This is a genomic window from Xenorhabdus anantnagensis (assembly GCF_028598555.1).
In the GTDB taxonomy this organism is placed as follows: domain Bacteria; phylum Pseudomonadota; class Gammaproteobacteria; order Enterobacterales; family Enterobacteriaceae; genus Xenorhabdus; species Xenorhabdus anantnagensis.
Genome location: NZ_JAQRFN010000008.1, coordinates 1 through 23006, shown reverse-complemented (window position 1 = coordinate 23006; position 23006 = coordinate 1). Strand labels below are relative to the sequence as shown.

Here is a 23006-nt window from a genome sequence, read left to right as displayed (position 1 = left end):
AAAGTGTGCTGTCGAAATAAACGCGGGTTTTTAAAGGCTCCGGCAAAGTGTATCAACAATGTCAGAGCCTTTATTTTCCGAGGTTAGGCGCGATCTTCCCATTCTTGGGCACGGGCAACGGCTTTTTTCCAGCCATTGTATTTGTGGTTGCGCTCAGTTGTTTCGATACCCGGGCGGAATTCTTTTTCGATTACTGCTTTACTTTTCACTTCATCCAAATCTTGCCAGAAGCCGACAGCCAAGCCAGCAAGGAAGGCTGCACCTAAAGCAGTACTTTCACGTACTTCAGGGCGTTCCACACGGGTGCCGAGAATATCGGATTGGAACTGCATCAGGAAGTTGTTGGCGACAGCTCCGCCATCTACGCGCAGGGCTTGCAGGCGAGTACCTGCATCAGCTTGCATAGCGTCCAGTACATCGCGGGTTTGGTAAGCGATGGATTCCAGAGTAGCGCGGATAATGTGATTGCTATTTGCACCACGGGTCAGTCCAAAGATAGCACCACGAGCGTAAGGGTCCCAATACGGTGCGCCAAGGCCAGTAAATGCAGGAACAACATAAACGCCATTGCTGTCTTTGACTTTGGTTGCGAAGTATTCAGAATCGGTAGCATCCGCGATGAGTTTCAGTTCGTCACGTAGCCATTGAATGGATGCTCCTCCGACAAATACTGCGCCTTCCAGAGCATAATTGACTTCACCGCGTGGGCCACAGGCAATAGTTGTCAACAGACCATGGTTAGAACGCACTGCATCTTTGCCTGTATTCATCAACAGAAAGCAGCCGGTGCCATAAGTATTTTTTGCCATTCCGGGCTGTACGCACAGTTGACCGTACAGTGCGGCTTGCTGGTCGCCTGCGATGCCCGCGATAGGAATGCGAGTGCCACCTTTACCCCCGATATTAGTTTGGCCATAGATCTCTGAGGATGCGGCGACTTTGGGCAGCATCACGCGAGGTATTCCCAACTCATCCAGAATTTTTTGGTCCCAGTCCAGATTATGGATATTGAACAGCATGGTACGGGAGGCATTGGTATAATCGGTTACGTGTACACGTCCCTGAGTCATTTTCCAGACCAGCCACGTATCGACTGTACCGAATAAAAGTTCACCATTTTCAGCGCGTAGGCGAACACCTTCAACGTTATCTAAAATCCATTTTATTTTTGTACCGGAGAAGTAAGGGTCAACAACCAAACCTGTATTGTGGCGGATGTATTCTTCCAAACCATCTTTTTGTTTCAGTTTGGTGCAGATATCTGCTGTCCGGCGGCATTGCCATACAATAGCGTTATAAACCGGTTTACCGGTTTCTTTTTCCCAGACAATAGTTGTTTCCCGTTGGTTTGTAATACCAATGCTGGCAATTTGATCGGAACGGATATCAGCTTTTGCCAGTACTTCGACTAAGGTAGAGCTTTGGCTTGCCCAGATTTCCATTGGATCATGTTCGACCCAGCCAGGTTTGGGATAGATTTGCGGAAATTCACGTTGTGAGATGCAAACAATATTAGCATCGTGATCGAGTATAACAGCTCGTGAACTGGTTGTGCCCTGATCCAGAGCGACGATATATTTTTTTTCAGTAATATTTTCTGGTGTCATAACTATAACCTGGTTTTATTCATTCATTCATTTTTATTGTTTTATTGGTTTGCCATATTTCAAATAGTGAAAATTTAGTATGGCAAATTTAAACCTCGCGCGGTAAATGGCGAGTAATCAGTTTGCGGTAGCCAAAAGCACCTAGAATCGCGCCAACGATAGGCGCTACCAACGGAACAAGGCAATAAGGAATATCTCGGCCTCCGGTTAGGGCAATATCTCCCCAGCCAGTCAAGTAAGCCACTAATTTGGGGCCGAAGTCACGAGCCGGGTTTAGGGCAAATCCAGTCAAGGCGCCAAATGAGCCACCGATAACCGCAATGAGAATACCGATTAACAGAGGCGCCAAAGGTCCACGAGGGATACCATTACCATCATCTGTCAGGGACAGAATCAGACACAACAGAACGGCCGCTATGATAACTTCAACAACAAACGCATTTAATACGGAGAGCTGCGCAGCCGGATAAGTGGAGAAAACTCCTGCAGTAAAGAGACTTTCCTGCGAGCCGCGAACGATATTGTGAACTTGCTCATAATCCAGGAAAAGGTTGTAATACATCATGTAGACAATGAGTGCTGCGACAAAGCCACCTAACATTTGGGCAATAATGTAAGGCAGCACTTTTTTTCTGTCGAAGTTGGCAAATAGGCATAAAGCAAGGGTAACTGCTGGGTTAAGATGTGCGCCTGAAATGCCGGCAGTGAGATAAACTGCCAAAGCGACACCAAAACCCCAGATAATGCTGATTTCCCATAGGCCCAGTTGTGCTCCTGCAAGTCGGGCAGCCGCAACGCAGCCTAAGCCAAAAAAAACGAGCAACGCAGTACCTAGAAACTCGGAAATGCATTGACCTGATAATGTTGGAGTTGTGGTCTGACTCATTTCTATATCCTATAAAAAATACAGAGGAAAGAGATTAATGATTAGTCCCTTCTTATGTATTAAGAGAAAGGTTTCTGTGAATTTATCGTTAATGCGCGTAAACGAGAAATAGCGAAATTGAAATCTGCGTGTTGCGTCAACAAAATGAGCGAATTCGCATTTTTTTTGTGTTTTATTTGGCTTGGAAATGTGATCTAGTAGACATTTGAGTTTGGTCACTATATTTCTCGTTATACCGCACATTGAAAGGATGAAACTAGACAGGCGTTAATAGGCTAAATACAATCAAGACATTGCTTACAAGAGGGCCACAGAATGTCATTTGAAGTTTTTGAAAAACTAGAATCTAAAGTTCAGCAGGCGATTGACACCATCACTCTGCTACAAATGGAAATTGAAGAATTAAAAGAAAGGAATGTAGTCTTATCTCAGGATGTTCAGAATGTGACAGATAGTCGCGATTCTCTGGTACGTGAAAATGAGCAGCTCAAGCAGGAACAATCAGCATGGCAAGAGCGCTTACGCACCCTGCTAGGTAAGATGGAAGATGTGCAATAAGGTATCCAATGGCTTAGCTGGAAAAGGGCGATAATTACGCCCTTTTTTATATACCCTTTAGTTTGCTCGTTAATATTGGGTATATCAGTATTGGCTATATCAGCGTGGCGATGGATGAAAGTCTGTCTCCGTTTTTATCTGAGATTAGATTTCATCGTCGTCACTGTCTTCATCAAGCTCTTCGTCAATTACCAGCGGAACGTCTGATAAAACGATGCCGGTATTGTCTGCGTAGAGATAGTCACCAGAGAAGAACGTCACGCCACCGAAATTCACCCTGATATCACTTTCTCCTGTTCCTTCACTATTGGAGCCGGCAGGAATGGCAGCCATTGCTTGAATACCAATATCAAGCTCAGCGAGATAATCGACCTGACGCACAGCGCCATAGACGACAATACCCTCCCACTCATTATTAACGGCAAGTTGAGCAAGTTCTGCATCAACTAGTGCCTTGCGTACCGATCCACCACCATCAACGAGCAAAATACGACCATGTCCATTTTCTTCAAGCAAATCATAAAGAAGGCCATTGTCTTCAAAACATTTCACGGTGATGATCTGACCACCAAATGAAGTACGCCCACCAAAGTTGGAGAAAAGTGGTTCTACCACGTTTATATCTTCTTGATAGATATCACAAAGTTCGGAAGTATCATATTTCATGGGATTTACGTCTGGTTATGCAAGGAACGGACAGTATATCCTTTTAAAGCCAACGTTGGCAAAATCATCAATCTTAAAACTTATGTGTAAAATTGATGTTTACTCGCTTAATTAAATACTAATCCAATAGAAAACAGAATATTGGTCAATAATGCAGCTTTTACCATTTGTACCAACTTGGGGCGCATACCTTCAGGCGTTGGATCACGCAGCACTTGCACCATATGTTTCAATAGCAGGGGAAAAGCGAGCAGGAACAACCAACTAAACCAACTATGCAGGTATAGGAGCGTGAAAGTGATAAGGCAGAGCATGGCGGTAATCAGAAGGGCTGCATGGTAATAACGGGCCTTTTTTCCTCCCAACCGGACAGCCAGAGTATTTTTGCCGTTTTGGCGGTCGTTTTCGATATCACGTAGGTTATTGATGTTCAGGACTGCTACAGAGAGTAAGCCACAGGCAGTTGCGGGTAAAAAGGTACTGATGGAGAAAGTACTGGCTTGCAGATAATAAGTACCAAGAACACTCAACCAGCCGAAGAAAATCAGGACGGAAATATCCCCCAGCCCGATATAGCCGTAAGGACGGGTTCCCACCGTATAAGTGATAGCCGCGACAATTGCCACTAATCCCAGAAGCAAGAAACCGATAAAATCGCTTGGGCTGTTACAGGCCACAGTGATGAGAGAAATCCCTGATAAACAAGAGAACAGCACAGTGATTTTCAATGCGTTTTTCATCTGCTTGGCAGTAATCAGGCCTTTTTGCATGCCACGCATTGGCCCAATGCGTTTTTCTGTATCACTGCCTTTGGCGACATCACCATAATCGTTGGCGAGATTGGAAAGAATTTGCAGCATGGCCGCGGTTAATAAAGCCAATAATGCAACAGGCCATTTGAAATGCCCCATCCATGACGCAAGGGCTGAACCCGTTACGACGGCAGCAACGGCCAGTGGGAGCGTTTTGGGGCGTAAGCTTTCCAGCCATGCCCGTGTCTGACGAATAGACATTGTTGAGTTCATATTGTCATTGTTTGTCATTATGGTTGGTGTAATAAATTTTATACCATTGAAAATAAAAAAATGGGAGGCTAAAAGCCCCCCGGTTTTGCGATTTTTTTATTATTTCGCGTCTTTTTCACGTTAAATTGCTCACGTGAGTAGGTTCTGCGAATTGGCTCTAATCAAACCAATATGACTAATTACAAAATAAACCGGCTCAAATCTTCATCTGCAACCAGTTCGTCCAAGTGTTCTTTGACGTAATCGGCATTGATTTCAACGGATTGTCCTTGGCGTTCGCTGGCGTCAAAAGAGATGTCTTCCATCATGCGCTCAAGCACGGTGTGCAGACGACGGGCACCAATGTTTTCAGTTGTTTCATTCACTTGCCATGCCGCTTCCGCAATTTTACGAATACCGTCAGCCGTGAATTCGATATCCATGCCTTCAGTTGCCATCAGGGCCTTGTACTGTTCAGTCAGTGAGGCATTAGGCTCAGTCAGAATACGTTCAAAGTCTTCAGTAGTCAGGGCTTGCAATTCAACGCGGATTGGCAGGCGACCCTGAAGTTCTGGGATCAGGTCAGAAGGGCTGGAAACCTGAAACGCACCAGAGGCAATGAACAGGATGTGATCAGTTTTGACCATGCCGTGTTTAGTGGAAACGGTGCAACCTTCTACAAGTGGCAGTAGATCGCGCTGAACACCTTCACGGGAAACATCTGGGCCGGAAGTTTGACCACGTTTACAAATTTTATCGATCTCATCAATGAAAACGATGCCGTGTTGTTCAACAGCATCAATGGCCTGCTGTTTCAGTTCTTCTGGATTGACCAGTTTTGCGGCTTCTTCTTCGATCAACAGCTTGAATGCGTCTTTGATTTTCATCTTGCGATTTTTTTGACGCTGGCCCGCCAGGTTTTGGAACATTGACTGCAATTGATTCGTCATCTCTTCCATGCCCGGAGGTGCCATAATTTCAACACCAACTGGAGCGGCTGAAACTTCGATTTCAATTTCTTTCTCGTCTAATTGACCTTCACGCAATTTCTTGCGGAATGCCTGACGGGTTGAAGATGGCTCTGATTGGGTTTCTGCCTGTCCCCAGTTATTTTTTGCCGGTGGCAGCAGGACATCCAGAATACGCTCTTCTGCTAACTCTTCTGCCTGATAGCGGTTTTTTTCAATAGATTGCAGGCGCACCATTTTTATAGCGGCGTCAGTCAGCTCACGAATGATGGAATCGACTTCTTTACCGACATAACCGACTTCGGTGAATTTAGTTGCTTCAACTTTGATAAAGGGCGCGTTGGCCAGTTTTGCCAGACGACGGGCAATCTCGGTTTTACCGACACCGGTTGGGCCTATCATCAAAATATTTTTTGGGGTGACTTCATAGCGCAGTGATTCATCTAACTGCATGCGGCGCCAGCGGTTACGCAGGGCAATTGCAACAGCACGTTTTGCTTTGTCCTGACCGATGATGTGATTGTTAAGCTCGCTGACAATTTCGCGAGGAGTCATTTCAGACATACTATCTATCCTTACGCTTTCGAAGGCAGTTCTTCGAAGTTGTGATTATGATTGGTGTAGATGCAGATATCGCCAGCGATGGTCAGAGCGCGTTCCGCGATTTCTCTGGCGCTGAGTTCAGTTGTTTCCAACATAGCGCGGGCAGCCGCCTGGGCGTATGATCCACCGGAACCAATGGCGATAAGGTCATTTTCTGGCTGAATCACATCACCGTTACCTGTAATAATCAGAGAAGCATTTTCGTCTGCGACTGCAAGCAGGGCTTCCAGCTTACGCAGCATGCGATCTGTTCGCCAGTCTTTGGCAAGTTCAACGGCTGCTTTGGTCAGATGTCCTTGATGCATTTCGAGTTTTCGCTCAAACAGCTCGAACAATGTGAAAGCATCAGCAGTACCGCCGGCAAAACCTGCGATGACTTTGTCATTATAAAGGCGGCGTACTTTGCGGACATTGCCTTTCATAACGGTATGACCCATTGTTGCTTGTCCATCACCACCGATGACGACTTTGCCATTACGGCGAACACTTACGATTGTAGTCACGAGTTAGCCCCTGGTTACAAAATAAAAGATGGTACACACGGAGCATTAATTGGTTATCCCACAATTGCTTACGCGCTGCTGATAAAAGCACCATGTGCATGTTATTAGAGATTAAGATGGGGGAGTTTTCCGCTTTTTCAACCCCTGGTAGGGCGGAGAATACAGCCGGGTACACCTGCTCCTGCAACGCGTTCGCGCATTTTTTCAGCGCTGGCCTTATTTTTATAAGGGCCAAGTACAATACGGTTCCAATTGTCGTTCGTGGTAATCTGACTTTCAATACCTGCGAATGCAAGGTTGGCACGGACGGATTCTGCCTGTTCCAGTGCCCGGAAAGAGCCACATTGTAGCATCAATTTTGAGCTATTTGTTTCAGGCTTTGGTTTGCCAGCTTCACTGGTGTTTTGGGAAGGGGCTGTTGGCTGTTGTTTTGACGAGTGTTGTCCGGCTTGTTGTTGGGCATGTTGCTGGGCATGTTGCTGCTGCGCATCTTCATATTGTTGTGCAGGAGGGTTGATTAAGACGCGTGAACGTGGAACGGGTTCACTGTTATAAGGCACTTCTTTCAGTGAAATCGGTGGCTGGCGCATGTCCGCCTGCATTTGTTCGAGTAATTGCTTCTGCTCAGGCGTTAATTGAGGAGCATGATTTAGCGGTTTATTCAATGTTGCATTGGGTTCCTGTATTGACGATTCATTAGCAGGACGATTTTCCAATTCTTTGATGTAACTCCAGCGTTCTTCTGGTTTTGGTGGCAGGTCATGCCCCTTGGGTTGATGGTGAGACTCTGGGACATTTTGTACACTTTCTTCCTTCTTATTGTGTACGATGAAATAAAGCCCACCAGCAAATATGACCATCAAGGCCACAGCAACGGCTAATGTAGTTTTGGGTAATCCTTGAGACTGATTTTTTTTCTTACCAGTACTTTTTCGACGGGGATTGCTACGCCCGCGACTTACATAATCTCGTTGTGCCACTGTTTAATTCGCTGAGTTATTTAAAAATTAAGTAGTAGATAACTAATGTTACTTAAGCTGACGTTATTTGCCTAGCTTTTAGGCGGACATGTACTCTCTCGAATGAGTAATTCTGCTTCCAATAATCTTGAATCTTTGGAAACCAAACGGCCTTGAAGTTGTTCCAGCAACAGTAGAATGGAATTATGCCCAATTTCATAACGAGGCTGTTTCACTGTGGTTAAGGCTGGTTCGCAGTATTGGGCTAAGTTTAAATTATCGAATCCGACGACAGAAAGATCTTCTGGTAATTTTAATCCCATTTTTTTAGCTTGCCACATTGCTCCCATGGCCATGACGTCGCTGTGGCAGAAAATAGCGCTTGGAGGCTCTGGCAGGGTAAGCAGGCTTTCCGCTAATTCGGAACCACACTCATGGGTGAAATCACCACGGACAATATATTCTTCACGAATTTCTACCCCTGTGCGCCGCAGTGCCTGAATGTAGCCTTGCAAGCGATAGTGGCACAGTGGCATGGTTTCCGGCCCTGTAATACAGGCGATGCGTTTGTGTCCCAGTTTTTGCAAATGATGGGTGGCATTAAAGGCTGCTGTCAGATTGTCAATATGGACAGTAGGCAGTTCCAGCTCCGGCGCGAATTCATTGGCCATGACCATTGGTGGCAGATTTTTCTGTTCTTCTTTGGAAACATCGAAAGGAATGTTGGAGCCCAGTAGCACCATACCATCAATGCGTTTGGTGATCAGAAGATTGATAAACGCATGTTCTTGCTGCTGCTGATGCTTACAATCGCCAATCAGAACTAAGTAACCATGATCTGCCGCCGTTTCTTCAATGCCCCGAATGACTTCAGTAAAGAAAGGATCACTGATATTAGGAACAATAACCAAGATTGTTCTGGACTCATTGCGTCGTAAGTTTTTGGCCAGATTGTGGGGATAGTAACCCACTTCCAATACCGCATTCTCAACTTTCTGACGCGTACGGGCGGAAACTTTGTCAGGATTCATTAGTGTTCTTGATACAGTTGCGGTAGAAACACCAGCCACTTTGGCAACATCTTTCATGGTTGCCAATGCGCAATTCTTTTTTTCCATAGTTCACTCCTCACTTTCTACAGGCAGCGAAACGATTGCTCTCCGGCTGCTAAAAAAACGCCAGTCATTCCTGAAAAGGGAGCGCTGGCGGATTGCTTTCTACGGTCATATTAATAACTACAGTTATATTAATAACTACATTAATATTAATAACTACAGTCATATTAATAATTTCATTTTAAACTGATTAACAGATCAATCGGTTACTTTGTTTGCACAAAGAGTGTGATATGAATCATTTCTTAGAGATGCTTCGCAAATTAAAGAAATAATTGTCTCTATTTTTCTCAGGATGTTTTGTCTAATTTTGCCGCTTTGCGACGACGCGCAATTTTCTATTATCAGCCTTCGATGGGATCAACATCAATGTTCCATTTCACTTTGCGTGCCTGCGGTAGTGCTGTGATTTGGGGATAGATCCCAGCCATCATTTTTTGCAGGAAAATACGAGAAGGATGCTGAACCATCAATTGCCAGCGATAACGACCACCCCGTTTGGCCTGTAATGCGGGTACTGGTCCCATGATCCATAAATGATCATCGTGCTGTGGATGATGTTCAAACAGTTGGCGCATTTGTTGTAAAAATGCGGGGGCTTGCTGATTGTCGTGGTCTTCTGAGCGGAGCAGGATATGGCTGGCAAAAGGCGGCAGGTGAACTTGCTGACGCTCTTCCATTGCTTGCCGGGCAAAGGCATCGTAGCCTTTTTCTAACAATACTTGCAAAAGTGGGTGCTCAGGATGATGAGTCTGGAGGACAACTTCTCCTCGTTTTCCTGCTCGCCCTGCCCGCCCGGAGACTTGGGTATAGAGCTGGGCAAAACGCTCTGCTGCCCGAAAATCAGCAGAAAACAGGGCACCATCGACATCCAGTAAGGCAACCAGTGTCACATCGGGGAAATGGTGGCCTTTTGCCAACATTTGAGTGCCAATCAAAATACGCGCTCCACCTTGATGTACTTCGGCCAGTTGTTGTTCTAATGCTCCCTTGCGGCTGGTGGTATCACGGTCGATGCGGGTGACCGGAATATTGGGGAACAGCGTTGTAATGCCATTCTCAAGCTGCTCAGTACCCAAGCCAACGGGAATTAAGTTAGTGGAGCCGCATTGCGGGCATTGGCGTGGGATTGGGCGCTGGCTGTCGCAGTGATGGCAACGCAGGTGGCGATGATTTTGATGCAGGGTGTAATAGTGATCACAGCGTTGGCATTCAGCTATCCAGCCGCATTCGTGACAGAGCAGGGCAGGGGAATAACCACGACGGTTCAGAAACAGGATAACTTGATTGTTGGCCTTGAGGTGTTCACCAATGCGATTAATGAGTGGTTGTGATAATCCAACAGTCAATGGCAAGCCTTTAAGGTCCAATAAATGCTGAGTTGCCGGTTGGGCATCGCCTGCCCGTTGAGTTAAGGTGAGTTGGCGATATTTTCCCTGTTGTACATTATATAGCGTCTCCAGTGCGGGAGTAGCGGTGCCCATAATGATCGGTGTTCCCTCTTTTTTAGCGCGGAACACCGCTAGATCGCGGGCATGATAACGCCAGCCTTCTTGTTGTTTGTAAGAACTGTCATGTTCTTCATCGATAATGATAACGCCCAGATGAGCAAAAGGAGTAAACAAGGCAGATCGTGTACCGATGACAATGGCATTTTCCCCTTTTTTCGCCCTCAGCCAAACCGTCAGACGTTCGCTGTCATTCAACGCTGAGTGCAGAACATCAATCGGCGCGTTAAAACGTTCCCGGAAACGACGGATAGTCTGTGGAGTCAAGCCAATTTCTGGTACTAAAATTAGTGCTTGTTTGCCTTGCGCAAGAATATTCTCCAGTACACTGAGATAAACTTCAGTTTTACCTGATCCCGTGATACCTGCCAGTAGCCACGGAGAAAAGGTTTGATCTTCTGCACGGATGGCCCCCACCGCAGTCGCTTGCTCTGTATTGAGTTTTAACCTTTCGCCGATGGTTTTAAAATGCGCATGCCAGTTTTCAGCTTCCGGCTGGATGGGATGCAGAACAATCAGTGATTTCTTTTTCAGTGATTGCAGTGCGTTTTCGCTTAATTCCAGTTCAGAAACTTGGTGGCGGTAAATGGGATGCTGGCGCAAAGCGGCCAAAGCCTTCTGTTGTTTGGCGGAGCGTTTGAGTTGTGCAAGAGGAAATTCATGACCGTCTTCGGTGACTTGCCATTGCCAGAGCGGAGAAAATTCTGCCGGTTTTCCCTGTCGCAACAAGACTGGCAGGGCATGGAACAAAACTTCTCCCAGCGGATAGTGATAATAGCTGGCAGCCCACTGGAGCAATTGCCAGAGATCATTGGGAAAAAGGGAATGGGTATCAAGAATGCTGGAAATAGACTTAAGTTGCTCAGGAGGGAATTCACTGCTGTCTGCGATACCAGTGACGATACCTATCGCATTTCGTCTGCCAAAAGGTACGAGCACTCGAACACCGATAGCCGGCAAAGGTAATTCTGTAGGCAGTAGATAATCAAACGAGCGGGTAAGAGGGACAGGCAACGCAACCTGAACAACTGTCATAAGGCGATTTCCGGATAATTAATGACCAGATGAAAAAGGTACAAAAAAATATAGTGATAAGGGTATCATAGCAAACCAGCGGATTTCATTGCGCAATAAACAGATATTCTGTATGATCCGCCGCCTTTGGTATAGAAATTACCAAAACTCATTTTTATCAACACGATTATCAACACGACGTGTGGTGTCTGGCGGTTACGAGGCTGGATAGCGACACGGCCTGAACAGAGGTTTCCCATGAAAGAAGGTATCCATCCTAAATACGAAGAAGTTACTGCATCTTGCTCTTGCGGTAATGTAATCAAAATCAACTCTACTGTAGGTCACAACCTGAACCTGGACGTTTGTGGTGCATGTCACCCATTCTATACTGGTAAGCAGCGTGATGTTGCAACTGGTGGTCGTGTTGATCGCTTTAACAAACGTTTCAGCGTACCAGGCGCTAAGAAGTAATGACTTTCCCCTGTCTGTAATCTATACAGGCAGGAAAGTTGAAATAAAGATTGTTGAAACAGATTGTTGAAACAAAGATAGTAAACAAAAACGCCCGATGTTTTGCATCGGGCGTTTTTGTTATCAATATTCCCATGTCTCAGGATCAATACCGAGTTCACGCATCATGATTTTTGCTGCTTCTGGAATTTCATCATGGCGCTCTTTGCGCAAATCGTCATCATTAGGCAGAGGCTGTCCAGTGAACGCATGGAGAAAAGCTTCACATAGCAATTCGCTGTTTGTTGCATGACGCAGATTATTCACCTGACGGCGGGTACGTTCATCAGTCAGGATTTTCAATACCTTCAGCGGAATTGAAACTGTAATTTTTTTGACCTGTTCACTTTTTTTGCCATGTTCAGCATAAGGGCTGACATACTCACCATTCCACTCAGCCATGAGATACCTTAAATAGTTTTTGAATCAAGTAATTGAGATCAGAAATTGGAGGGGATTTCTAATCTGTTTTCATACCGGTAATGCGGTAGTCTAGCATAATTCACTTATCGACTATATCGCTCCATCCGCACTAATTTATAAAATATAACTAGAAGACATATAAAATGTCATGACACTTATTGAATTGTGATATTAAAGCTTAAAACATTTTGGATGTCTAGATGTATTGACGTCTATCTTTCCAGTCGTTATTCTTGCGTGACGCCAATAATAACGATGATGGGGAAAGATTATGGGATGTAAGCAAGCGACAGTTGCGGTTCACAGTGGCTCAAATATTGATGAACAATATGGTTGTGTAGTTCCGCCTATCTATCTTTCCAGTACCTACAACTTTACAGGTTTCAATGAACCCAGGACTCATGATTACTCCCGCCGTGGCAATCCTGGCCGTGATATTGTCCAACAGGTTTTGGCAGAACTGGAAGGAGGGGCTGGTGCAGTCATGACCAGCAGTGGCATGTCTGCTATTCATCTGCTTTGTACCGTATTTCTGAAACCAGGGGATTTATTGGTGGCTCCCCATGATTGTTATGGCGGTAGTTACCGTCTTTTTGACAGTCTGAGCAAACGTGGTGCATACAATGTGATTTTTGTTGATCAGTCGGATGAGCAGGCATTGAAACAGGCATTAGCTAAAAAGCCCAAACTGGTATTGATTGAAACACCGAGCAATCCCCTGTTGCGGATCGTTGATATTCAATACATCTGTGGATTAGCTCATGAAGTTGGGGCATTGGCTATCGTCGATAACACTTTCTTAAGTCCTGTACTGCAAAAGCCATTGGATTTAGGGGCTGATTTAGTGGTTCATTCCTGTACGAAATATTTGAATGGGCACTCTGATCTGATTGCGGGAGCAATTATCGCTAAGGAACCAGCTATTGCGGAAGATTTGGCTTGGTGGGCGAATAATATTGGAGTGACGGCTGCGGCCTTTGACAGCTACTTGCTATTGCGTGGCATTCGTACATTATCTGCCCGCGTGCTGCTCCAACAAAATAATGCTGTTGCCATTGTGGATTACCTGCAACAGCAGCCCCAAGTGAAAAAGCTCTTTTACCCTGGATTGAAGAGCCATCCCGGGCATGAAATTGCCATTAAGCAACAGCAAGGTTTTGGGGCAATGCTGAGTTTTGAACTGGATGGTGATGAACCGACCATGCGTCGTTTTTTATCTGCGTTAAAATTATTTACCTTGGCTGAATCTCTCGGTGGTGTGGAATCGTTGATTTCTCATACCGCAACAATGACACACGCGGGAATGTCAGCAGAAGCAAGGGCTCAGGCAGGGATTACGGATTCACTTCTTCGTGTCTCTGTAGGAATTGAAGATAGTCAGGATTTAATTGCTGATCTGGACAATGCTTTTCAGGCAGCGGCAACGAGGTAATCATTAATCATGAGTACACTGGCAATGGCGGGGGCGGAATCGGACCGCCAGTTACATAAATTTGGTGGCAGCAGTTTGGCCGACGTGAAATGTTATCAGCGGGTTGCTGAAATTATGGCTAACTACAGTCAGCCGGGTGATCTGATGGTGGTATCGGCGGCAGGGAGTACAACCAACCAGCTGATCGATTGGCTTAAATTGAGTCAGAGTGACCGGATATCCGCGCATCAAATACAGCAATCCCTGCGGCGCTACCAGCAAGAGTTGATCCGTGGTTTGTTGCCCGAAGCCGTTGCAGAAGAACTGAGTGCGATGTTTATCGCTGATCTGGAAAGGTTGAGTGCATTGTTGGACAAACCCATCACAGATATCACATACGCAGAAGTGGTTGGTCATGGGGAAATTTGGTCTGCCCGTTTGATGGCTGCGGTGCTTGAAAATCAGGGGCTCCCCAGCACATGGCTGGATGCGCGCAAATTCCTCAGGGCAGAGCGTGTTGCCCAGCCGCAAGTTGATGTCAGCTTGTCCCAGCCTCTGCTTGACCAATTATTGATCCAAAATCCCAACAAGTGTTTAGTGATTACCGGTTTCATTTCCAGTAACCAGAATGATGAAACGGTATTGTTGGGGCGCAATGGCAGCGACTATACTGCCACCCAAGTTGGAGCTTTGGCGGGAGCCAAAAAAGTCACGATTTGGAGTGATGTGGCGGGGGTTTACAGTGCTGATCCGCGTAAAGTCAAAGATGCCTGCCTGCTGCCGTTGCTGCGTTTGGATGAAGCCAGTGAATTGGCGCGTTTGGCCGCACCTGTTCTTCATACCCGCACATTGCAGCCTGTTTCCATCAGCGATATTGATCTGCAATTGCGTTGCAGTTACCAGCCTGAACAAGGCTCCACCCGAATTGAGCGTGTGTTGGCTATGGGGACAGGGGCAAAAATCGTTACCAGTCATGATGATGTTTGCCTGATTGAATTGCATGTTTCTTCAGCCCATGATTTCAAGCAAATCAATAAAGACATTGATTCTTTGTTGAAGCGCAATCAAGTTCGGCCATTGGCAACAGGGCTGCATGCAGATTGCAACCTGATTCAGCTTTGCTATACCTCTGAAGTTGTGAATAGTGCCCTTGATGTTTTGCAGGATGCTTCCTTACCCGGCAAACTTTCTTTGCGTGAAGGTTTGGCGCTGGTGGCTTTGGTTGGTGCGGGCGTATGCAAGAATCCGCTACATAGCCATCGTTTTTATCAACAATTAAAAGATCAGCCTGTTGAGTTTATTTGGCATGCGGAAGATGGCATCAGTCTTGTTGCTGTATTGCGTTCGCATCAGACGTCGCATTTGATTCAGGGATTACACCAAAGCCTGTTCCGGGCAGAAAAACGTATTGGTTTGGTGCTGTTTGGCAAAGGAAATATTGGTTCCCGTTGGCTGGAGTTGTTTGCTCGTGAACAGAAGAACATTTCTGCTCGCAGCGATTTTGAATTTATTCTGGCGGGGATCGTCGATAGCCGTCGGAGTTTGCTGAATTATCAGGGTATTGATGCCAGTCGGGCGTTGGCATTCTTTGATGATGAAGCGACTGAGCATGAAGAAGATGCTCTGTTTTTGTGGATGCGGGCACATCCTTATGATGATTTGGTCGTACTGGACGTTACAGCAAGCGGAGAATTGGCCGCAGAGTACATCTATTTTGCCAGCTATGGCTTCCATGTTATCAGCGCCAACAAAATTGCCGGCTCTTCCGACAGCAACACATATCGCACGATCCGCGATGCTTTTGCAAAAACAGGCCGCCATTGGTTATACAACGCCACGGTTGGTGCAGGGTTGCCGATTAATTATTCTGTCAGAGATCTGCGGGAAAGCGGCGATACTATTTTGTCCATTAGTGGGGTTTTTTCCGGCACATTATCTTGGCTATTTTTGCAGTTCGATGGCTCCGTGCCTTTCAGTGAGCTAGTAGAGCAAGCATGGCAACAGGGGTTGACGGAACCTGATCCACGCATTGATCTTTCTGGTCAGGATGTGATGCGCAAGCTGGTTATTTTGGCTCGCGAAGCCGGTTATGAGATAGAGCCTAATCATGTGCGTGTTGAGTCTTTAGTGCCGGAAGAAGCGCGGATCGGCTCGATCGAAGAGTTTTTTGAAAATAGTGCTGCCATTAATGCGCAGATGCTGCAACGGTTGGAAGCGGCTCAGGAAATGGGCATGGTACTGCGGTATGTTGCGCGTTTTGATGCCAGTGGTAAGGCGAAAGTTGGTGTGGAAGCGGTGCGTAGTGATCATCCATTGGCCGCACTTCTGCCGGCAGATAACGTTTTTGCGATAGAAAGCCGCTGGTATCGCGATAATCCGTTGGTGATCCGTGGACCGGGAGCCGGACGAGATGTCACGGCGGGGGCAATCCAATCAGATTTAAATCGTCTGTCACAACTTCTGTAGCCAGTATTTCTATACAGGCATAGGCCGATAGGCAGAGATTTTTTCTATCGATCAGGTCTTCGAACAGACTTTGGCAGGGATATAAGGGCTTATATCCCTGCTAATAACAGAAAGAGCGTTATTTACTCAATTAACGCCACCAATTCATATCATCATTCAGTCAATCACCCAGTCAATCAAAAGTGCCTTCGTCGTTTCTTTATTGAAAGAACAAAATTGAAAAAAACAAAATTTATTGAGTACAAGCAAGGCAAGCAATCGGATTATCTTATAAAAAAGAAATCCAGATTAAATTTCATAAAATTCGCCCAAATTGTTTGTTTTCTGATATGAATAGAATGTCGGAGATAAACAAAAAAACATTCTCGACAATAAAACATGAAACATCTAGACAGAAATAGGGTAAATGCCAATTGAGCCAGTCCTCTGGTGAAATGGATGACATACAGCAACACAAGGCCAGAAACCATATGAATCAACAGTATTCCGCAATGCGAAGTAATGTCAGTATGCTCGGTAAGTTGCTGGGCGATACAATTAAAGAGGCTTTGGGAGAAGATATTCTTGATAAAGTTGAGACAATCAGGAAGTTATCCAAATCATCCCGCGCAGGCAACGAAATTCATCGTCAGCAGCTTTTATCGACACTGGAAAATTTATCCAATGATGAATTACTGCCTGTTGCCCGTGCATTTAACCAGTTTTTAAATCTGACCAACGTCGCTGAACAATATCATAGCATTTCGCCACACGGTGAAGCGGCAAGTAATCCAGTAGCGTTGGCCGCATTGTTCAATCGACTCAAAGAGAAACAATTCAGCAATGATGAGTTAGTCAATGCGGTCAATGAGCTGGCGATTGAATTGGTTTTGACTGCCCATCCGACAGAAATTGCCCGCCGTACCCTGATTCATAAACTGGTTGAAGTTAATGGGTGTCTGGCACAGCTTGATCATGACGATTTGGCAGATTATGAGCGCAATAACATCATGCGCCGGTTGCGTCAGTTGATTGTCCAATCATGGCATACTGATGAGATACGTAAGATTCGCCCAACCCCAATTGATGAAGCAAAATGGGGTTTTGCCGTTGTCGAAAATAGTTTGTGGGAAGGTGTGCCGGCATTCCTGCGTGAATTCAATGAACAACTGGAAGAATCCATTGGTTATAGTCTGCCGGCGGAAGCGGTGCCAATACGCTTTACCTCTTGGATGGGGGGAGATCGTGATGGTAATCCTAACGTTACCGCCGAAATTACCCGTCATGTCTTGCTGCTTAGTCGTTGGAAGGCCGCAGATCTGTTTCTGAAAGATATTCAGATTTTAGTTTCTGAACTTTCCATGTCGAAGTGTACGCCTGAACTTCGTCAAATGGCGGGGGGTGAGCAGGTTTTAGAACCTTACCGTGAGATTGCTAAACAACTGCGGACGCAATTAGGTAACACGCTGGCTTATCTGGAAAAACGTCTTAAAGGCGAACAGGCCCTGCCACCAGCGGATTTACTGCTGCATAACGAACAGTTATGGCAACCGTTATATGCCTGCTATCAATCCCTGAGAGACTGTGGCATGGAAATTATTGCAAATGGACAATTGCTGGATACCTTGCGTCGTATCCGTTGTTTTGGTTTGTCTTTGGTGCGTATTGATATCCGTCAGGAAAGTACCCGACATACCGATGCGATTGCTGAACTGACGCAATATCTGGAAATGGGAGATTATGCGAGCTGGTCTGAAAACGAAAAACAGGCATTCCTGCTGCGTGAACTGAAATCAAAACGTCCCCTGATCCCACGTGATTGGCAGCCAAGCGCAGAAACGCAAGAGGTTTTCGATACTTGCAAGGTCATTGCTGAATCACCACAAGATGCGATTGCGGCTTATGTTATTTCCATGGCAAAAGTTCCTTCTGATGTTTTGGCAGTAAAATTGTTGCTGAAGGAAGCGGGATGCCCACTGTCATTGCAGGTCGCCCCGTTGTTCGAAACCCTTGATGACCTTAACAATGCTGAAAGTGTGATTCGGCAACTGTTGAGGATTGAGTGGTATCGCGATCTGATTAAGGACAAACAGATGGTGATGATTGGTTACTCTGATTCAGCCAAAGATGCGGGGGTGATGGCGGCATCGTGGGCGCAATATCGGGCGCAGGATGCGTTAATCAAAGTATGTGAACAAGAAGGCGTGACATTGACTCTGTTCCACGGACGCGGTGGCTCGATTGGTCGCGGTGGTGCGCCCGCACATTCAGCTTTGCTCTCCCAACCGCCGGGTAGCCTGAAAGGAGGGTTGCGCGTAACTGAACAGGGAGAAATGATCCGCTTTAAATTTGGTTTGCCGCAGGTGACGATCAGTAGTCTGGCCTTGTATGCCAGTGCGATTCTGGAAGCAAATTTATTGCCACCGCCGGAACTAAAACCAGAATGGCATCAGATTATGGATACGCTCTCGGATGTTTCTTGTGATATGTATCGTGATTATGTGCGTGAGCAACCGGAATTTGTGCCTTATTTTCGGGCTGCAACTCCTGAGCAAGAATTGGCAAGACTGCCTTTGGGGTCGCGGCCAGCGAAACGACGCCCAACGGGGGGTGTCGAAAGTTTGCGTGCGATCCCATGGATATTCGCATGGACGCAAAACCGTCTGATGCTTCCGGCATGGCTAGGCGCTGGCGCGGCACTGCAACGGGTGATCGATGCAGGTAACTTGTCGGTCTTAACGGATATGTGTCGCGACTGGCCATTTTTTAATACGCGTATTGCCATGCTGGAAATGGTGTTTGCCAAAGCAGATTTATGGCTGGCGGAATACTACGATCAGCGTTTGGTGGAGCCAAAACTATGGTCACTCGGAGTGCAATTGCGTAACCAACTTGCAGAAGATATCAAAACAGTATTGACCATTGCACAGGATGAGCAATTGATGGCGGATTTGCCGTGGATCGCCGAATCTATTGCATTACGTAACGTGTATACCGATCCATTGAACGTGCTACAGGCTGAATTATTACAGCGCTCCCGTCAGCAGGAAAATCCCGATCCGCATCTTGAACAGGCATTGATGGTGACGATTGCCGGTGTTGCGGCAGGAATGCGCAATACGGGATAGTTTTTAGTTTTTTCAAATGTTGTTAAATCATCAAAGCTGAATGGGAAACTGTTCGGCTTTTTTGCTTTGATAAAATCAGATGATTAATGTTTAAACACTACTATCGTGTTTAATTCTCCCCAATTATATTTTTAGATTTTCCAACAGATAATCAATGAATACACGACTCTTACGTTGAAGTTGAGTGTTATCTACAGTAACGCCGAACTATCGTTTAGCCCGGCTTATAAGATTGTAAAAATTGTAATGAGTCAATTGCAATGGATAAATCAGGAAGGGCGGACTCCTAAAGTATGGCAGATGGCATAACTCAGCTCTGCTCGATTCAGGGTATAAAAATGAAAATCTTTCACGCCTTCGCGACTGAGGATTTTTACCATGTCCATTGCAATAGATGCGCCGACTAAGCTTCGACTTTCCGGATCATCATCCAGCCCTTCAAACATTCTGGTCATCCAGCTTGGAATGCGAACGTTAGTTATCGTGGAAAATCGTTGTAACTGACGGAAGTTTGAGACAGGTAAAATTCCGGGCACGATTTCCACATCAATCCCCGTTGAGACACAGCGATCGCGAAAACGTAGATAACTCTCCACATCAAAAAAGAATTGGGTAATAGCACGATTGGCTCCGGCATCAATTTTGCGTTTTAGGTTAATCAGATCTGCTTGAGCGCTTTTCGCTTCTGGATGTACTTCTGGGTAAGCAGCCACGGAAATATCAAAATCCGCCTCTTCTTTTAAGAGTTCAACTAAATCAGCACCATACATTTCTGGCTTACTACAACAATTAGTCGGTAAATCGCCACGCAATGCCACGATATGACGAATGCCGTTTTGCCAATAATCATGGGCAATGTTGCGCAGCTCTTCACGGCTGGCATCAATGCAAGTCAGGTGTGGCGCTGCATCAAGGCCGGTTTTTTCTTTAATGCCTTTGATGATGCTGTGAGTGCGATTGCGCTCGCCAGAGTTGGCACCATAGGTGACGGAAACAAATTTAGGTTTCAGCTTGCTTAAACGATCAATGGATTTCCACAGGGTTTGTTCCATCTCAGCTGTGCTGGGTGGAAAGAATTCAAAGGAAACACGAAATTGTCCTTCAAGTTCAGCTAAATTCTGATTCAGCGCTTCTCGCTGATTAGCGTGAAAAAAACTCATACCCTGTGCCCTCATGAACAAACGGAATTTTTATCCGCTTAATTTTAGATGTTTAAGTGTCTATACGTTTAGATGTCCAAATAGAATGAGTGAAGCGGGATTTTTAGTCAATCGGGAAATGGCTTATTCCCAATGAGGAATATTCAAAGTGATCAGGAAAGAAATTCATGTTGAGGGAACATGGTTTGAATTTGAAATTGTTTGAGTGAAAAACTGTCACAAATTTGGGTTGGATACTATTTATGGGTTGGATACTATTTATAAGAAAAGGAACATTTTATAAGGAAAGGAACATTATAAGGAAAGGAGCAACCCCTCGTTATTTTCAACGGGGTTTATCAGCGATCTGAGCCGGAAATATTTCCGGCTTTTGCTTTATTTTCTTAATCTGACACTTTCAATCGTGTGATTGATTCCTTTTGTCATAATCAAGCTAGCTCGTTCTCTCGTTGGTAAGATGTTTTGCTGTAAGTTTAATCCGTTAATTTCCCGCCAAATATTCGATGCTATTTTTATTGCTTCTTCTGTCGTTAGCTTAGAATAGTTGTGGAAATAAGAATCAGGATCAGAAAAAGCACCTTGCCGAAACTTAAGAAAACGACCGACGTACCATTGCTCGAGTAATTTTTCTGATGCATCAACATAAATAGAAAAATCAACAAAATCAGAAACAAATACGTGATGTGGCTCATGTGGATAATCCATGCCACTTTGTAATACGTTTAAACCTTCAAGGATGAGGATATCCGGCTTTTCGATAATAAGTTGTTCATTAGGCACAATGTCATAGCTTAGGTGAGAGTATATCGGCGCAGTGACTTCTTCTGCGCCTGATTTTATGTCGGCGACGAATTTAACTAAGCTGCGCATGTCATAGGATTCAGGGAATCCCTTTTTCTTCATTAAACCACGTTCATTTAATACATTGTTAGAGTGCAAAAAACCGTCTGTTGTTACTAACTTAACACGACGATGCTCTGGCCAACGGCTTAATAATGCCTGTAATAAGCGTGCGGTTGTACTTTTCCCGACAGCAACACTGCCTGCTATACCTATAACATAAGGTATTTTTTGTCCATCTGTTCCCAGGAACTGCTCAAGAACAGCTTGCCGCCGTAAATTGGAGCTAATATAAAAATTGAGTAGGCGTGACAATGGAAGATAGATTTCAATCACTTCATCTATCGAAATTTCTTCATTAATCCCTTTTAAAGCAGCAACTTCTTCTTCTGTTAGTGTTAAAGGCACCGAGTCACGCAATGTTGCCCAATGCTCACGATCAAATTGTAAGTATGGAGTCGTCAAAAAAGATTCTTTCTTATTCATAAGCCAACATCTGCCTGTCTATGCAGGTTGAACAGGTTGTTGAGAACACCCGTATCCGACAAAAAATAAATCTCATCATATCGGTTGCGTTATCGTAGGCGTAGACTTTTTTATGATTTTAGTAATTTTTTTGATGGGAAATCCAAAAATTTTAAAAATGTACTATCCCTGTGGTTGCTTGGGGCGTCATTTTTAAAAAGAGAGAGTTAGGATTATGCAAATACTTTTCAAAAAATCATTGGTAAATGTCTATGTTGATTCTTTCTGTATAGAAGTTTTTGTTGGATATTTAAGCTGAAAGTATTGAAAAAAACACCAATGCCATTAAAAATGACTGTTTTATGAGCGAAAGAACAAAAAAATCAATTTTTTTGTTGCATCATGGGGCAACTCTACCTAGAATGCGCAGCACTTGATGCCGGCATAGCTCAGTTGGTAGAGCAACTGACTTGTAATCAGTAGGTCCCGAGTTCGACTCTTGGTGCCGGCACCATTAAAAATTTGGAAAGGTGGGGTTCCCGAGCGGCCAAAGGGAGCAGACTGTAAATCTGCCGTCACAGACTTCGAAGGTTCGAATCCTTCCCCCACCACCATTAACCAGTTTTAATCTTGAGTGTTCTGCTCGAGTTATACTCCAGAAGACACTTGAGATGTAGTATATAGATGTAGTATACAGCTGATTAAAGTCAGGTAGCCGAGTTCACGCGGGCATCGTATAATGGCTATTACCTCAGCCTTCCAAGCTGATGATGCGGGTTCGATTCCCGCTGCCCGCTCCAAGATGTGCTGATATAGCTCAGTTGGTAGAGCACACCCTTGGTAAGGGTGAGGTCGGCAGTTCGAATCTGCCTATCAGCACCACTTCCCCTGTTCTTGCCTCCTGATTTTCTTCCTGTAAATATCTCACAAGCAATTGCTTGGTTGATGTGGTGAAACCACCGATTCCGTGTTTTAGAGGGACAACCTAATGTCTAAAGAAAAGTTTGAACGTTCAAAACCGCACGTTAACGTTGGTACTATCGGCCACGTTGACCACGGTAAAACTACCCTGACTGCTGCAATCACCACCGTTTTGGCGAAAACTTACGGCGGTAGCGCTCGTGCATTCGATCAGATCGATAATGCACCTGAAGAAAAAGCGCGTGGTATCACCATCTCTACTTCTCACGTAGAGTACGATACCCCAACTCGTCACTACGCACACGTTGA

Annotated in this window: 18 protein-coding genes and 4 tRNA genes; 10 read left to right on the top strand and 12 right to left on the bottom strand. The window is 45.3% G+C overall.

Annotated features, from left to right (window positions below; all coding sequences use genetic code 11):
- Window positions 1–83 precede the first annotated feature (83 nt).
- Both glpK and PSI14_RS07900 read right to left on the bottom strand, forming a co-directional pair.
- Window positions 84–1607 (bottom strand): glycerol kinase GlpK, encoded by a 1524-nt coding sequence (gene glpK / locus PSI14_RS07905; RefSeq protein WP_273575399.1) that lies wholly within the window; start codon window positions 1605–1607, stop codon window positions 84–86.
- An 88-nt stretch (window positions 1608–1695) separates the two neighbouring features.
- Window positions 1696–2493, bottom strand: coding sequence for an MIP/aquaporin family protein (locus tag PSI14_RS07900; RefSeq protein WP_273575398.1), 798 nt, complete (start codon window positions 2491–2493; stop codon window positions 1696–1698).
- A gap of 315 nt (window positions 2494–2808) precedes the next feature.
- Between PSI14_RS07900 and zapB the strand changes: the two genes are divergently transcribed.
- A complete protein-coding gene (gene zapB / locus PSI14_RS07895) occupies window positions 2809–3051 on the top strand; it encodes a cell division protein ZapB (protein WP_273575397.1) in 243 nt (80 codons plus the stop codon).
- 144 nt (window positions 3052–3195) lie between these two features.
- Here zapB and rraA read toward each other — a convergent pair whose 3' ends face one another.
- From rraA to priA, 7 genes are all read right to left on the bottom strand, one after another.
- A complete protein-coding gene (gene rraA / locus PSI14_RS07890) occupies window positions 3196–3717 on the bottom strand; it encodes a ribonuclease E activity regulator RraA (protein ID WP_273575396.1) in 522 nt (173 codons plus the stop codon).
- A gap of 107 nt (window positions 3718–3824) precedes the next feature.
- Complete coding sequence (locus tag PSI14_RS07885) at window positions 3825–4742, bottom strand: 1,4-dihydroxy-2-naphthoate polyprenyltransferase (protein ID WP_273575395.1); 918 nt, start codon at window positions 4740–4742, stop codon at window positions 3825–3827.
- 179 nt (window positions 4743–4921) lie between these two features.
- Window positions 4922–6253, bottom strand: coding sequence for an ATP-dependent protease ATPase subunit HslU (hslU, locus tag PSI14_RS07880; protein WP_273575394.1), 1332 nt, complete (start codon window positions 6251–6253; stop codon window positions 4922–4924).
- Between the two features lie 11 nt (window positions 6254–6264).
- Window positions 6265–6795 (bottom strand): ATP-dependent protease subunit HslV, encoded by a 531-nt coding sequence (gene hslV / locus PSI14_RS07875; RefSeq protein ID WP_045967964.1) that lies wholly within the window; start codon window positions 6793–6795, stop codon window positions 6265–6267.
- Between the two features lie 137 nt (window positions 6796–6932).
- A complete protein-coding gene (ftsN, locus tag PSI14_RS07870; protein WP_273575393.1) occupies window positions 6933–7775 on the bottom strand; it encodes a cell division protein FtsN in 843 nt (280 codons plus the stop codon).
- 71 nt (window positions 7776–7846) lie between these two features.
- Complete coding sequence (gene cytR, locus PSI14_RS07865) at window positions 7847–8872, bottom strand: DNA-binding transcriptional regulator CytR (RefSeq protein ID WP_273575392.1); 1026 nt, start codon at window positions 8870–8872, stop codon at window positions 7847–7849.
- Window positions 8873–9213: 341 nt separating this feature from the next.
- Window positions 9214–11412 carry a primosomal protein N' gene (gene priA, locus PSI14_RS07860; protein WP_273575391.1) on the bottom strand — a complete coding sequence of 733 codons (2199 nt, stop codon included), beginning with the start codon at window positions 11410–11412 and terminating at the stop codon, window positions 9214–9216.
- A 237-nt stretch (window positions 11413–11649) separates the two neighbouring features.
- Here priA and rpmE point away from each other — a divergent pair, with 237 nt between their 5' ends.
- The gene (gene rpmE / locus PSI14_RS07855) at window positions 11650–11865 is read left to right on the top strand and encodes a 50S ribosomal protein L31 (RefSeq protein WP_273555969.1); all 216 of its coding nucleotides are present in this window, start codon (window positions 11650–11652) and stop codon (window positions 11863–11865) included.
- Window positions 11866–11988: 123 nt separating this feature from the next.
- Here rpmE and metJ read toward each other — a convergent pair whose 3' ends face one another.
- Window positions 11989–12306: a met regulon transcriptional regulator MetJ gene (gene metJ / locus PSI14_RS07850; RefSeq protein ID WP_092520271.1), complete on the bottom strand. Its 318-nt coding sequence runs from the start codon at window positions 12304–12306 to the stop codon at window positions 11989–11991.
- Between the two features lie 292 nt (window positions 12307–12598).
- On the opposite strand from metJ, the gene metB reads away from it, so the two are divergent.
- The 3 genes from metB to ppc all read left to right on the top strand — a co-directional run bounded on the left by metB (window position 12599) and on the right by ppc (window position 19311).
- Window positions 12599–13759 (top strand): cystathionine gamma-synthase, encoded by a 1161-nt coding sequence (metB, locus tag PSI14_RS07845; protein WP_273575390.1) that lies wholly within the window; start codon window positions 12599–12601, stop codon window positions 13757–13759.
- A 9-nt stretch (window positions 13760–13768) separates the two neighbouring features.
- On the top strand, window positions 13769–16204 hold the full coding sequence (locus PSI14_RS07840; protein WP_273575389.1) for a bifunctional aspartate kinase/homoserine dehydrogenase II: 2436 nt from the start codon (window positions 13769–13771) through the stop codon (window positions 16202–16204).
- A gap of 470 nt (window positions 16205–16674) precedes the next feature.
- Window positions 16675–19311, top strand: coding sequence for a phosphoenolpyruvate carboxylase (ppc, locus tag PSI14_RS07835; protein WP_273575517.1), 2637 nt, complete (start codon window positions 16675–16677; stop codon window positions 19309–19311).
- Window positions 19312–19580: 269 nt separating this feature from the next.
- On the opposite strand, the gene metF is transcribed toward ppc, so the two are convergent.
- Entirely contained in the window at window positions 19581–20471 is an 891-nt protein-coding gene (gene metF, locus PSI14_RS07830; protein ID WP_273575388.1) for a methylenetetrahydrofolate reductase, read from the bottom strand.
- A gap of 375 nt (window positions 20472–20846) precedes the next feature.
- Window positions 20847–21797 (bottom strand): type I pantothenate kinase, encoded by a 951-nt coding sequence (gene coaA, locus PSI14_RS07825; protein ID WP_273555965.1) that lies wholly within the window; start codon window positions 21795–21797, stop codon window positions 20847–20849.
- A gap of 417 nt (window positions 21798–22214) precedes the next feature.
- Here coaA and PSI14_RS07820 point away from each other — a divergent pair.
- The 5 genes from PSI14_RS07820 to PSI14_RS07800 all read left to right on the top strand — a co-directional run.
- Window positions 22215–22290: transfer RNA gene (locus PSI14_RS07820), tRNA-Thr, on the top strand.
- A 15-nt stretch (window positions 22291–22305) separates the two neighbouring features.
- Window positions 22306–22390, top strand: a tRNA-Tyr gene (locus PSI14_RS07815).
- Between the two features lie 111 nt (window positions 22391–22501).
- A tRNA-Gly gene (locus PSI14_RS07810) sits at window positions 22502–22576 on the top strand.
- A gap of 6 nt (window positions 22577–22582) precedes the next feature.
- Window positions 22583–22658: transfer RNA gene (locus tag PSI14_RS07805), tRNA-Thr, on the top strand.
- A 106-nt stretch (window positions 22659–22764) separates the two neighbouring features.
- Window positions 22765–23006 (top strand): GTP-binding protein (locus tag PSI14_RS07800; protein ID WP_273575387.1); only part of this gene is annotated, 242 nt, incomplete at its 3' end.